The organism is Halomonas sp. XH26 (genome assembly GCF_024138895.1).
In the GTDB taxonomy this organism is placed as follows: Bacteria; Pseudomonadota; Gammaproteobacteria; order Pseudomonadales; family Halomonadaceae; genus Vreelandella; species Vreelandella alkaliphila.
This window is the reverse complement of sequence record NZ_CP071889.1, coordinates 3,280,981-3,293,746: the sequence shown is the minus strand read 5'-3', so window position 1 is coordinate 3,293,746 and position 12,766 is coordinate 3,280,981. Positions and strand designations below refer to the sequence as shown.

At 51.4% G+C, this 12,766-nt stretch carries 10 protein-coding genes and 1 pseudogene; 5 read left to right on the top strand and 6 right to left on the bottom strand.

All coding sequences use genetic code 11. The features are described 5' to 3' along the window. Window position 1 precedes the first annotated feature (1 nt). From J4377_RS15100 to J4377_RS15075, 6 genes and pseudogenes are all read right to left on the bottom strand, one after another. Window positions 2-2,038: a hypothetical protein gene (locus tag J4377_RS15100; RefSeq protein ID WP_253486057.1), complete on the bottom strand. Its 2,037-nt coding sequence runs from the start codon at window positions 2,036-2,038 to the stop codon at window positions 2-4. Beyond that, the gene (locus J4377_RS15095; RefSeq protein WP_253486056.1) at window positions 2,031-3,518 is read right to left on the bottom strand and encodes a tyrosine-type recombinase/integrase; all 1,488 of its coding nucleotides are present in this window, start codon (window positions 3,516-3,518) and stop codon (window positions 2,031-2,033) included. The genes J4377_RS15100 and J4377_RS15095 overlap by 8 nt, the downstream gene beginning before the upstream one ends. 74 nt (window positions 3,519-3,592) lie before the next feature. After that, a pseudogene (locus tag J4377_RS15090) lies at window positions 3,593-3,739 on the bottom strand (MATE family efflux transporter); the annotation flags it as partial. A 39-nt stretch (window positions 3,740-3,778) separates the two neighbouring features. Next, on the bottom strand, window positions 3,779-4,027 hold the full coding sequence (locus J4377_RS15085) for a YfhL family 4Fe-4S dicluster ferredoxin (RefSeq protein ID WP_038478199.1): 249 nt from the start codon (window positions 4,025-4,027) through the stop codon (window positions 3,779-3,781). Between the two features lie 72 nt (window positions 4,028-4,099). Continuing rightward, on the bottom strand, window positions 4,100-4,594 hold the full coding sequence (gene coaD / locus J4377_RS15080; RefSeq protein ID WP_038478195.1) for a pantetheine-phosphate adenylyltransferase: 495 nt from the start codon (window positions 4,592-4,594) through the stop codon (window positions 4,100-4,102). Next, window positions 4,591-6,477 carry a beta-ketoacyl synthase gene (locus J4377_RS15075; RefSeq protein ID WP_253488157.1) on the bottom strand — a complete coding sequence of 629 codons (1,887 nt, stop codon included), beginning with the start codon at window positions 6,475-6,477 and terminating at the stop codon, window positions 4,591-4,593. The genes coaD and J4377_RS15075 overlap by 4 nt, the downstream gene beginning before the upstream one ends. A gap of 210 nt (window positions 6,478-6,687) precedes the next feature. Here J4377_RS15075 and J4377_RS15070 point away from each other — a divergent pair, with 210 nt between their 5' ends. The 5 genes from J4377_RS15070 to glnE all read left to right on the top strand — a co-directional run bounded on the left by J4377_RS15070 (window position 6,688) and on the right by glnE (window position 12,732). Further along, window positions 6,688-7,353: a tRNA (guanosine(46)-N(7))-methyltransferase TrmB gene (locus tag J4377_RS15070; protein ID WP_253486055.1), complete on the top strand. Its 666-nt coding sequence runs from the start codon at window positions 6,688-6,690 to the stop codon at window positions 7,351-7,353. Beyond that, window positions 7,350-7,679 carry a multidrug efflux SMR transporter gene (locus J4377_RS15065; RefSeq protein WP_120386353.1) on the top strand — a complete coding sequence of 110 codons (330 nt, stop codon included), beginning with the start codon at window positions 7,350-7,352 and terminating at the stop codon, window positions 7,677-7,679. Before J4377_RS15070 ends, J4377_RS15065 begins: the two co-directional genes overlap by 4 nt. Before the next feature lie 158 nt (window positions 7,680-7,837). Next, a complete protein-coding gene (dacB, locus tag J4377_RS15060) occupies window positions 7,838-9,259 on the top strand; it encodes a D-alanyl-D-alanine carboxypeptidase/D-alanyl-D-alanine-endopeptidase (protein WP_038478186.1) in 1,422 nt (473 codons plus the stop codon). 28 nt (window positions 9,260-9,287) lie between these two features. Further along, the gene (locus J4377_RS15055) at window positions 9,288-9,659 is read left to right on the top strand and encodes a diacylglycerol kinase (RefSeq protein ID WP_038478183.1); all 372 of its coding nucleotides are present in this window, start codon (window positions 9,288-9,290) and stop codon (window positions 9,657-9,659) included. A 73-nt stretch (window positions 9,660-9,732) separates the two neighbouring features. Beyond that, complete coding sequence (gene glnE / locus J4377_RS15050) at window positions 9,733-12,732, top strand: bifunctional [glutamate--ammonia ligase]-adenylyl-L-tyrosine phosphorylase/[glutamate--ammonia-ligase] adenylyltransferase (protein ID WP_038478180.1); 3,000 nt, start codon at window positions 9,733-9,735, stop codon at window positions 12,730-12,732. Window positions 12,733-12,766 lie beyond the last annotated feature (34 nt).

Below are 12,766 nucleotides of genomic sequence, written 5' to 3'. Positions count from 1 at the left end.
ATTACTGCTCTCCTCTGCTATCTGTGATTTCGTTCAAAGCCGCTATCTTCATCTCCCAGTAAGGATGCAAGTTGCCAATCTCGACTTGCCTCTCGGCTCGCTTAACGATATTTGAGTGCTGCTCATTTTTATCAGAGAAGTCAGCGATTATGTCGTTTAAGCGCTCTATGATAGGCTGGAACTTTAGAAGATGCTCATCCATGTTCAAGCTACTAGCACGGCTGTGCAAAGGCAGCCATTCCTTAATAGATAGCAGCATGAGAACATCCTCTTCTGTTGCTCTGAGCGCATACGACTTGCAGAAAAAGCAGCTAAGCATTGCTGAGCAGCGAGGGTTGGGAGCTTGATCTGAAAAGCCTTCATCTTTGATGCTGCCCTGAGATGTGCAATTGCCTGTAAGGCCCTGCACTCCCTTATCTTTACTGATAACCTTTACAGCGACCCGCTTCGCTTTGTAGAGCTTTACAACGCTGGCTAGACCGCTGAAGAAGTCGTTTAGCTCTTTAATTGCAACTCGGTTTTCAACTGCTATGTAGTGCCTTCTCGATGTCTCAACCGTGTGCTGATGCTGATTTGCAGAGTAGCGAACATCGTTAGTTACGGTGAGTGATAAATTCACCGAGTAATCTCGCCAATCTTTTGCATTAATCCACAGGTTATCTGTGTTCCAGAACTTGGTAGGGTTAATGAGGTTCTTATTACTAATTGTACGTGTGTGAGGCTGCGCATTTTTGAAGTACTGCGGCCCTATCAGGGGCGAGTCTGAAACAATGAACTTTTGGCACAGAGCGAGGTAATGACTCCAGTATTTCTTTGCTAGGGGGCTCAGGCGAAGTGAAAACTGCTTATCTCCTTTGTTCTTGAAAGAGATGACTCTGAACTTACCTTCTCGTTCGAGATGGGTGGGCTCTACCAGCGGAGCTGAACACAACACTGCTAGATTTGCACCGCTATCTGCAAGTATAAGATGAGAAAAGTGAATACTTGCAATATTAAAAAGATCACGATGGTAATCTCCCAATGTGCTTTTATTTTTATGCTCCGTTGCGAGTGCAGAGCGATAATATTCGCGTAATCTTTTGTGTATTTTCTTGTCAGAAAATTGTCCGTTTTTCTCAATTTCAGAATTTGTTAACTTTGTCAATTCATCGATGCAGCTGATTAGCTTTCCAGTGCGGTCGTAAAGTAACTCTTGAATGCGGCTGCGCCCGCAGCTTCCCGATCTCTGATAGTATGATGCAGGAGTCTCGTTTACTCCGTGTAAGTTCCATATTGATGGGCTGAGGTAAATTTGACCGGTAATGCTAAGTTTCATTTCTGGTTTAAGAACGAATGGCTTTATATGATCATCTTCAAGTAAGTACTCAGAAATTTGATTGAACAAATACCGATGCGCATCTCGGCTGGTCGCTGCGTGCTGTATGCTTTGGAGGATTTTGAATCCTTTTTCGCCTCTCCTGAACTGGATTCTCAGAGCCCAGCTCTTTACGGTATCTTCATCTATGTCATTAAATGACAGTAAGATCGCTTGGGTAGCCCCTTCTTGATACTCTCGTGCAGTGGCTCGTTTGAGTGATTTGGAAAGATTACTCTGAGATACTCGATCCCAGAGTCTTAGTGAGTAGTCACGATATGCTTTTTTCATAAGCTCTATGTTGATGAAGAGCTTCTCACGTTCGAAAATATTATCAGCATAGTCTATGAAGATTAGCTGATTGGTAACTGAGCCTCGTTTTGTAGTTCCATCGAGGAATGCGTCGATAAGTCTCGTTACGTAAGCTTTACGGTTTGCAATTTGGCTTGTGAAATCTATATCCCAGCTACCCAGCGAGCTAGGAGAACACTTGATTCTGCTTTTTACTGAGCCTGTATTGCGAGAGTTAAAAAGTACTCGTCCAACATAAATCTGCTTGTAATTTTGACCATTACATTTGAAGTTGAGCCGAACTCTGCCCAGTTCAGATAGTGTGAGCGATGAAGCTTCAAAGTGAGAATACTCTTCAGGTCTGTCGTTATACAGGTCGTAGAATTCAGACATTGAAGTTGTCCCAAGGAAAGGCTTCACCGTACATGGCTTCGTGAACTTTTTTGTTTTTTTCTTTCTGCAATTGAACTAATTCGTCATATCTTAGGTAGATCATCGTAGTCGACTCATGCTTGTGTCCGAGTAGACCTTTGACATGAGTAATAATCTCTGTGTCCAACATGCCTAATACCTTGGCTTGCCTTACGAATCGCATGCCCCGTGTTGCTCTAAGGTCATGGAACTTAAAGCCTTTGTACTGTGCGTCTTTGTGTTGTCTTATCCATGGAATTAATTTCTGATTCACGAAGTCGTTAATCGAACTCCCTAATTGGAGTCCTGCTTGTCCCCGCTCACTTCTTTTTAGAGTCATTGAGTACGTAGGATCGGCAGCGTCATATGTGTGCCGATTGGCGGTATAAAATGGACGGCCAAACTTTGTAAGAAAGACATAGTTCCGAGAGGAATCACCGTAGTAGCTTTTCTCTTTCCGTTCTTTGTATATCTCTGAGTACTTTACCCAATCATATACCTGTGCAACCAGTGAGCTGGGCACCTTGAGCACGTACTGAACATTGCCCTTCGTATCAACGCCAGTCATCGGTCCAACAGGTATTCTCGCCTCTTTGGCTGTTCTGGATGACTTATAAGCCTTTTGTATAGCCTCAACGCTCAATGTGCAGATTGTTTGTTTTCTTGCCCCAGTGTATAGCGCCAACCAGACTATCAGTTGCATTTGACGGTTACTAAGAGCTTCCACGCCCTCAAGAACCCACTCGACCTCTTTTTCTGAGAGTGGGCGTACTCCGCCTTCTTCACCCTGTATTAGATCGAACTGTGTCTCTTCAACCGTAGCCTTTGTAATATGAATGTCTGAATAATTCACGGGGAACTTTCTGCCCCCCTTCACTATTACCGTGTTCTTTTTAAGTGTATAGAAGCGATCCTCTATCTCTTCGCCAGGAGGGGTGAGCTTGTTGTCGTTCAGAAACATATAGAAGGCCGCGACCTCTGCGGCTTTTTGCTTCACCGTCTGAAGCGTGTTCTGTTTTTGCTCGAACAGCCTCGTGAGGTATGACTTATAGAGATAAGTGACGCGCTGGTTCTTCCGACTGCGAGGAGGAGCGTAGAAAATATCGAGTGGCAGATCGTCGGTCTTATGTTCTTCGATGAAGTGCAAGTAGGAGAGTAGGTTCTTTGCTTTTCGATCTATTGTTACGATTGAGCGTGGGCTGGATTCAGCGAAGTTTAACCACCAGCGGTAGAGGTAAAGGTTTCCGAGATCCCACGGCTCACAATTCCTGTAGATGATTGGGAATCGCTCTATCATTAAGTCGCTAGTCTCTTCGAATTTATCCTTATCTATATTCCAGTGCAGAGTTCGGTTTGTCCAATTAATAGTAGGAATCCCTTCAGCGCTGAGAGCTAACGCTCCGTCGAGCCTGTAAAGGCGTTGAATGTATACGATCTTTGATCGAGTCATATCGACAGGCACTGCCCTTCAGAACATAAATGTCAATATCATGGTGAACATTAGTGTGCATGTCAATATTTTCTACATTAGTGTGTGCGTAGAAAGCCAAACCCCCAATAGAGGAAGCTAAACAGCGTCGCTCCGAGGGTTACCGCCGCTAGGTAGCGAGAATCGGGCAGGTGCCCGACCACAGCAGTATCGACTAGCCCTAGTAAGGGAACTGTTATATTTGAGAGAATGATTGGCTAGGCAAGAGTCCAGATACGCACGTTTCAGAGGGCCTAAGCAGCAGTAATGATGCGGTACTTCTCCATGAGTTTCTCGTGGGTTTCGGGACGCTCTGGGTCGAGAGGAATGCAGTCCACGGGACACACTTGCTGGCACTGTGGCTCATCAAAGTGACCGACACATTCCGTGCATAAGTTGGGGTCAATAACGTAAATCTCTTCGCCAGGAGAGATGGCGTCATTGGGGCATTCAGGTTCGCAGACGTCGCAGTTAATGCATTCGTCGGTGATCATCAGGGCCATGGGCGTACCTCACGAATGGCTTTTCGCCCAGGTAGTTATATACCTGAGCGTTTTACTCAACAATGTCGATCGCTAGATAGTGTAGTGCTTACGCAGCGCCTCTGCGACCTGCGGGTGAACGAGCGGTGAAATATCGCCGCCCAGTTTGGCGATTTCTCGCACGATGGTCGACGAAATATAGGAGTTTTCCACCGCTGGGGTGAGAAATACGCTCTCAAGCTCAGGGTTTTGCGCTCGATTCATATTGGCCAGCTGTAGCTCGTACTCGAAATCCGAGACAGCCCGCAGGCCACGTAGAATAATGGTGGCACCCTGTTCATGCATCATAGTGGTCAGAAGTGTTGAAAAGCCGATGACCTCTACGTTCGGTAGTGAAGCACACACCGTTTTGGCCAGCGCGATACGGGTTTCTAGCTCAAGACTAGGCTGCTTGCCAGGGCTCGCCGCGACGGCAATGACCACCTTATCGAACATCCGTGCGCCGCGTTCGATAAGATCAAAGTGGCCGTTGGTGATAGGGTCAAAGGTCCCGGGATAGACGGCAACATTCACACGTTGATCGCTCATTCGGGTGTCTCCTGCTCGTCAAGCTGACCAAAAGGGTTGTCCGCCGTTAGCGAAACGGCGTGATCATAGCCCGGGATATGAATGCGGTCGGCATGGATCTCAAGCTCAGGGCCTTCTAGAACGGCTTCACCAAACTGATAGCGAGGCGCATAGTGCCCATGATCAGCGTCTGCTAAATAAGCGGCGGCATTCTCGCGCACAGCTTCCCGACGTGTTTTCCAAGCGCTGATGGCAGCGCTGCCGTGGCGTTGAGTGAGCAATCGTTCGGTGACCTGAGGGGAGAGCACGACGCCAGTAGCGTTATTACCACCGAACCCTTTTGCATTAATAAAGGCAGCATCGGCGCTAAATGCCACTGGGGTAGTGGAAAAACGTAGCCGCTTAGCGTACACATCGTCCGCGACCGCGTCTAAGGTAGGAATACCTGGCAGTAACCCATGGGCAAAGCTGCCCAAAGCGCTTACCAACTGATCGCCTGCCGCAGACCCTTGGGAGTGGCCGATAAACGCTTTAATAGCGACCACTGGCCAGTTATCGATGCCATTTGCACGGGCAATTTCATCGAAAACATGGGATTCGGTAGTACGGTTTTTAGGGGTGCTGGTGCCATGGGCATGCAGGAAGGTACGCTCTTTTAGCGCTTTCTCACCTAGCATATCTTTTACCAAAGCGGCTGCCTTGCCTAGGGTGATGTAGTTACCAATGCCGGGTGCGGAAATAGAGCGCTTAAAGCCATCAGCGTTAACGAATACATCAGGCACTGAACCTAGAATATTCGCCCCTAACTCAAGCGCTAACGCGTCGTCCATTAACAGCACGAACTGGCTCGCTTCCGCCATGGTGAAGCCACAGTTGCGTGCGAACGGGCGACAGGCGCGCTGGTAGTCAGCGTCGGTAAGTAGCGCTAAAGAATCCAGTGCTTTCAGGCTGGCATCATCGGCCAGTGCGCCCATCGCGCGGAAGCCTTCGATGATTTCGGGGGTAATCGGCGCATCTGCGGTGCCTACCATAACGACCCGGCAACGCCCTGTGCGAATATCATCAATACCTAGGCGCAGGTTATATAAAAAGCTTGCGCAGGCACCTAAGGCAGCACCCGTACTTCCCACGCTGCCTAATACGTAGGCATTGAGGAAGTCGGCGGGCATTTGCCCGTAACCCAGCGGCATCTGCTTAGATGTGGCGCGTTGGCCACTCACCAGGCTCTTTAGCAGGCCGCCCCAACCTTGGTCATCTAATTGGCCAATAGAGTTGCCCGCATATACAGCAATATGGTCAGGGTCAAGCCGCTGGCGAATTGTTTCCCAAGCGAGCCCGCTAGCACCTAGGCAGTCACTAGCACTAAAGACTGCCATCGACAGCCCGCGCGGATGATGCACGCTACGGTAAAGGCTAGCGGGGTCGAAGCCACTCGGCAGTTGGGCTGCTGCACGCACCTTGGGCTCTAAAGCGTCAGGCAGCAGAGCACTAAAGTTCCCCGCGGGCACGGTGACGGCGACTACCTTCGCGTCGATGTCCTCCACCTGCCATCCTTCCGGCAGCTGTTCGGGCAACTGACGGCGGCGCAATGTAAACCGCACCGGTTCAGACAGCGTCATTTCTGCCCGTCGGTTGGCTGGCAAGCCCGGGGCGAGAAAACGTGGATCTTCGTTGCGCCGAATCAATGTGTGGTTAAGCACATGATCGCGCAAGGTTTGAGCAGGGGAGTCAATGGGCTGGCCGGCGCTATCCTGCCAGCCGTTAGCGGAATGCTCGGCAAGGCGCATAAGCGCTGCCAAGCCTTCCAGTGTTTGGCGCTGCTGGTCAGCTGGAAGAGCATCAAGCACGGTGCGGCGGAAGGCCTGGTGGCCCGAGGTTCTGCCGGCGGGATTGATGCCGCCCATGCCGACAATCACCGGTAAGTGTGACAAGCCGGGTTCCTCGTGGTGCGGTGGTTTTTAGTAATAGCTATTGTCAGAGGCATAGCAAAAAAGTGCTGCTCATCTGCGCTTAATAATACTCTCGAACGTGATCATAGCACCGGGCGTGCAACGGCGTCATGCCGCGTGCGCGGTAGACTGATAGAATCACGTTTTTTTTAAGCAGGGAATGGCATGCAGCATACTTCACGACCCGTGGTTTCCAATCAGCCCGGCCCGCATCACGATGTAGCGCGCCGGGTAGCACGTGCCTTGGAAAACCCACTGCGAAAGCCAATCGCTGCGCATACGCAAAAGGCTTTTGAAGACGCGCATACGTGGCTTCAAAAGCAGCAAGCGCCGTTAATCCTAGATGCCGGCTGCGGTGTGGGGCTTTCGGCACGCCGTTTGGCAGAACAGTTTCCAGCGCATGCGGTGATCGGCGTCGATCGAAGCGAAGATCGACTAAGTCGAGACCATGGAGAATTGCCTGCTAATGCACTGTTGGTGCGGGCTGACCTTGTTGATTTCTGGCGACTAGCTGAACAGGAAAAATGGGCGCCCGAACGGCATTTTCTGCTTTACCCCAATCCTTATCCAAAAGCTGCGCATTTAAAAATGCGCTGGCATGGGCATCCTGTTTTCCCCACACTGCTAGCCCTTGGCGGGCATTTAGAAGTGCGCTCCAATTGGCAGTTGTATGTTGAAGAGTTTGCTTTGGCAACCGCCCTGGTAACGGGAAAGCAGGCAACGATTGCCGCGTTGGTACCTAACGGCAGCTATCTAACACCTTTTGAAGCAAAGTATGATCAAAGCGGCCAAACGCTTTGGCAGTTGCAGATTAAATTGGAGCGGGCATGACGTTTGTATATTTAGTGCTAGCGATTGTTGCCGAGGTTATCGCCACTAGCGCCCTCAAGTCGTCAATGGGATTCACACGACCGCTTCCAAGCATCATGGTCGTTGTGGGCTACGGTGTGGCATTTTATCTGTTGAGCTTGGTGTTGCGGACATTGCCGGTCGGTATTGCTTATGCCATCTGGGCAGGTCTGGGAATCGTGTTGGTCACGCTGGTGGGCATTGTAGTTTTCGGTGAGAAACCTGATTTACCTGCCGTTATCGGCATTAGTTTGATCGTGGCTGGGGTAGTCATACTTCAAGTCTTTTCAAAAATGAACGTGCATTGAGGAACGTAAGCGTGACGTGCTCAGATACTAGGTCTTCAAATATTGGGTCTTCAGATATTAAGTGTTCAGAAGTTGGCTATTCTGCGGTGGCATTCTCAGCGTTTAATCATTCGGTTAAATCATCCCTACGCCGCTGGCATCGGGCGTTGGTGACCAGTGTGGTAGGTGCCGCCATATGCGCAAGCCCTGCACTGTATGCCGACTTCAGCCAGCTTGGTCAGTTAGAAAGCAAAGGCTTCTCAATTAGTGCTGAAGCACGCTTACTGGATGCGGATACCGGCAGTAATACATTGCTGGGTAGTCTGAATCCTGAGCGTCAGCTATCGCCAGCGTCTGTCACCAAAGCCTATATGTCTGCTGCGGCACTCAATCGTTTTGGGCCCCAGCATCGCTTTACTAGCCAGCTTGTCAGCACAGGTAGTGTGGAAAATGGTGTATTGCGTGGCGACTTGGTATTTGAAGGTGGGGGCGATCCAGGCCTTACAACTGAAGACCTTTGGCGGTTAGTGCAACGTCTGCAGCTGGCTGGTGTGCGCGAAGTGGATGGCGCGCTGGTGGTCAGTCAGTGGCGCTTTGGCCCTGTTGAGTGTATTACCACGGACCGCTGTAATGCGCGTACCCGAGTCACCAATGCTTACAGTGCGCCGCTCACCTCGGCAGGTGTCAATTTTGGTAGCTGGTGCGCCAATATAGCCCCTGCTGCGGCAGCGGGAGAGCCTGCCCGTGTGGGGTTATGCGATAGCCAGGCGCCGTTAATTGCTATTGATAACCAAGTTATCACGCGCCCAGCTAATAGTGGCACTGACATCAGTGCAGAACGGATTACCGATGAGCGCGGTGATGTTCTGCGTCTTACCGGGCAAATTTCAACCAATGCCGCGGCTCGTGATGTTTACCGTGGCGCTGGTGATGCGGCAGAGAAAACGGCTCAAGTATTGTTAAGCATGCTAAATCAGGCGGGTGTCAGCGTGCGAGATCCCTGGCGGGTTAGCTCCACGCGTCCGCCCAGTAGTGCACAGCGTTTGGCAGCCGTTGACAGCAAGCCGCTGCAGGAGCTGCTGCTGCGTACCATGAATTACTCCAATAATTACATGGCTGATGTGCTGGCGCTGAACCTGGTGGAAACACCCCAAGCGCAATTGCGCCAAGCGGGGGAGGCGATAGAAGCCTATGTGAACAGCTTGTCGGGCCATGGTCCGTTAACCTTACACAGCGGCAGCGGACTGACGACTGATAACCGTACCTCCGCCCACGGCGTCAATGTGATGTTGGAGGATATGTTCCGCCAGAGCGCCTTGTTCCCCAGTTTTGTCGCCTCTTTCCAGTCGCCTGCCAATGGGGTCATGCGCTTTATTCGCCGTGGTTCTCCAACGTTTCAAAATAACGTGATGCTGAAAACAGGCACGCTCAATCAGCCGTTTGCTGTTCGCGCCGCGGCGGGCTATTTCCGTACCGCCCAGGGGCGCTGGGGCGTTTTTAGTGTGCTGGTTAACGGCACTGGTAGTACGCCTTATCTTAGCTGGCCCGAGGTATTAGATCCGCTGTCGCTGGATTTAGATGCGATGATATTGGCTAATTAATCTTAATCTTACCGCTGAGGCAACAGGCATGAAGCCAGGACATACGGGGTTAACCCATTTAATGCACTCAACGCGCTATTCATGGAAAGGGCTAAAAGCCGCTTTTAGAAATGAAGCTGCGTTTCGCCAAGAAGTGGGTATTACAGCGGTGTTGCTGCCGCTGGCTTGGTGGATTGGAGAAGGGCCCATTAGCTGGTTGCTGCTGGTTGGCAGCCTGTGCCTTGTGCTGATTGTGGAACTGCTTAATAGCGCTATAGAGAACGTTGTTGATCGTATTGGCACCGAGCATCACGAGCTCTCAGGGCGTGCTAAAGATATTGGCTCGGCGGCGGTTATGCTGTCATTGATCATGGCAGGCTTAACCTGGGGGCTGTTAGGCTGGCAAAAATTGGTGGGCTAAATTGCTTTTATTCAGCTCATGCAGCGACCCGCTTTATCAACAAACATAATAGACGCTTGGCAGAGAGGTGGTTATGCAGTTAGACGACGCGTTTTTCCCCCAAGTTGGGCTGCCAACAGCGCTTAAGCCCGCCGCTCAGCGCGCCTGGCAGCGATTAAGTGAAGCGCTTAGCCAAGCTGATAATATTGCCTCAATGACCCAGCAGTCGTTGCCTTCCAGTAGTTGGGAGGCACTTTCTGATGCGCGTCGTGAAGCGTTAGCCAACGTCGTAACCGTCTCAAGCTTCGCTCTAGATACCTTGGCACGCTTTCCGCACTGGCTGATTGATTTAGATGTAGCTGGCGAGCTGGATGCGATAGCAAGTAAGGAGTCGCAAGCGAGTTGGTTAGATGATGCGCTGGAAAATGCCGATGATGAAGAGGCAATGCATCGCGCTATTCGCCGTTTCCGCCGTGCCCGCATGCTCGGGATTGTGTGGCGCGATCTTAATCGTCCTGATGGCTACACCATGTGGGACACTGCTCAGGCAGTCTCGTGGCTGGCGGAAGTCTGTATTGAAGCCGCGCTCAGCTGGCTTGAACGTTTTTACGCCCCACGCTGGGGATTACCTGCGGCCCGCAGAGATGGCTCGTCTCAGCGGTTGGTGGTGCTGGGTATGGGTAAGCTCGGCGCGGGTGAGCTGAATCTTTCCTCAGATATTGACCTGATCTTCGCCTTCCCTGAAAAAGGTGAAACCGAAGGCGGGCGTAAGCCCCTTGAGCACCAAGAGTACTTCACCAAACTAGGTCAGAAACTGATCGCCGCTTTAGATGCCATGACGGCCGACGGTTTCGTATTTCGCGTTGATATGCGGCTGCGCCCACTGGGTGATGGTGGCCCACTGGTGGGCAGTTTCTCGATGCTCTCCAGTTACTATCAGGATCAGGGTCGTGAGTGGGAGCGTTATGCCATGCTCAAAGCGCGTCCCGTCGCAGGAGATATCGATGGTGGGCATGAATTGCTCGCAAGTCTCAGGCCGTTTGTTTACCGCCGCTACCTGGATTTTGGTGCGATTGAGTCGCTGCGTGAGCTAAAGGCGATGATCAATCGCGAAGTAAAGCGCAAGGGCATGCAAAGCAATATCAAGCTAGGGCCTGGTGGAATCCGGGAGGTTGAGTTCGTTGTCCAGGCATTTCAGCTGATTCGCGGTGGACGTGATACCGAGCTTCAAGTGACCTCACTCAAGACCGCCCTTCATCGATTGCCTGAACTGGGGCTATTGCCCCAAGCGGTCGTCGATGAGCTGCTACCCGACTATGCGTATCTTCGTGACATGGAACACGCTATTCAGGCGCTAGAAGACCGTCAAACCCAAACGCTACCCGTTGATGATGAAGATCGGGAACGGGTAGCTTTTGCCTTGGGACATGAAGATTGGCCTGGGCTTATCGCGCGGCTGGAGGAAGTGCGCGAACGCGTTCGTCAGCACTTTGATGCGGTGATCGCTGACCCCGAAGAGGATAGCGATGCAGAGAGTAGCGACGATAACCTTGGCCTGTCTCAGTGGCGGTTATTATGGCGCGGCGAGCTAGAGCAGGAAGAGGCGGCAGCACTGCTAACTGATGCTGGTTTTATAGAACCAGAGAAAGCGCTTAAACGTCTGCAGAGCCTTTACCATTCTCGCCAAGTGCAAAGCATGCAGCGTATCGGCTTTGAACGGCTGGATGCGCTGATGCCGCTACTACTGGTTGCCGTTGCCGAAAGTGAATTGCCGGATAACGCGCTTAGTGGTGTCCAGCCGCTGATCGAGTCGGTGCTTAGGCGAACCGCTTACCTTGCGCTGCTGCGTGAAAATCCACAGGCGCTTGAGCACCTAATGAAGCTGTGCTCGTCCAGTCACTGGATTGCAGAGCAACTTGCGCGTTACCCGATACTGCTGGATGAGCTACTAACGCCGGATACGCTTTACACCCCCGCTGACAAGTCACGCTTGGCAGACGAGCTACGCCAAACATTGAGCCGCTTGCCAGAAGATGATGATGAGGCGCAGTTGGAAGCGCTTCGCGTGTTTAAGCATGCGCAGATGCTTCACGTTGCTGCATCGGATATCGCTGGAACACGCCACTTGATGAAGGTGAGCGACTACTTAACGTATATCGCTGAAGTCATTCTAGATGCCGTGCTAGCGATGGCCTGGAAACATGTCACGCGGAAACATGGTGTGCCAGAAGGCCTCAATACACGAGAGCCAGCGTTTTTGATTGTGGGGTACGGCAAGCTGGGGGGCATTGAACTTGGTTATGGCTCTGATTTGGACTTGGTGTTCCTTCATGATAGCGACGGAAAAGGCACTACCGATGGTGCTCGGCCCATCGATACAGCGGTCTTTTTTACCCGTCTAGGCCAGCGCATTATCCACCTCTTAACCGCAGTAACGCCTGCCGGCAGCCTTTACGAGGTTGATATGCGCCTTCGGCCTTCGGGCAATGCAGGCCTGTTGGTGACCTCTTTAGATGCTTTTGCGGATTATCAACGCCAAAACGCCTGGACCTGGGAGCACCAAGCGCTGGTACGCGCGCGCGTTGTCGCCGGTAGTAACGCGCTGGCGAGTAAATTTGATGCGATCCGTGGTGAGATGCTGTGTCGCGAGCGTGACCCGCAAGCCTTAAGAGACGACGTTGTCAGCATGCGTCATAAAATGCGTGATCACCTTGGTTCTAAAGGGCAGGGTTCAAAAGGGACGGCCTCTAAAGGGCAGCCAGGTAGTGCGGACGGAGAGGTGTTTAGTCTAAAGCACGATGTGGGTGGCATGGTCGATATTGAGTTTCTTTGCCAATACGCGGTGTTATCACTAGCTCATGACACGCCTGCATTAATCACGTATAGCGATAATATCCGCATTTTAGAAACCCTCGCCAAGAGTGGTCATATTACCGAATCAGAAGCGGAGCAACTGCGGGAAGCGTATCTCGCTTATCGTAGCCGTACCCATCGTGCGGCGTTAACCGGGGAAAAAACTGTCGTTGATGCACAGGCATTCAAAGCCCATCGCGATGTGGTTATTGCACTTTGGCAGCGTTTTCTTGAACCTTGATTGGCGAGATGAGTGTTTTTAAGTAGCATCGATA

Excerpts from the sequence above, each read along its gene's own strand:
- glnE (WP_038478180.1), top strand. The coding sequence starts at position 9,733 with ATGCAGTTAGACGACGCGTTTTTCCCCCAAGTTGGGCTGCCAACAGCG.
- J4377_RS15065 (WP_120386353.1), top strand. The coding sequence starts at position 7,350 with ATGACGTTTGTATATTTAGTGCTAGCGATTGTTGCCGAGGTTATCGCC.
- coaD (WP_038478195.1), bottom strand. The coding sequence starts at position 4,594 with ATGAGCGATCAACGTGTGAATGTTGCCGTCTATCCCGGGACCTTTGAC.
- J4377_RS15070 (WP_253486055.1), top strand. The coding sequence starts at position 6,688 with ATGCAGCATACTTCACGACCCGTGGTTTCCAATCAGCCCGGCCCGCAT.
- J4377_RS15075 (WP_253488157.1), bottom strand. The coding sequence starts at position 6,477 with ATGGGCGGCATCAATCCCGCCGGCAGAACCTCGGGCCACCAGGCCTTC.
- J4377_RS15100 (WP_253486057.1), bottom strand. The coding sequence starts at position 2,038 with ATGTCTGAATTCTACGACCTGTATAACGACAGACCTGAAGAGTATTCT.
- J4377_RS15055 (WP_038478183.1), top strand. The coding sequence starts at position 9,288 with ATGAAGCCAGGACATACGGGGTTAACCCATTTAATGCACTCAACGCGC.
- J4377_RS15085 (WP_038478199.1), bottom strand. The coding sequence starts at position 4,027 with ATGGCCCTGATGATCACCGACGAATGCATTAACTGCGACGTCTGCGAA.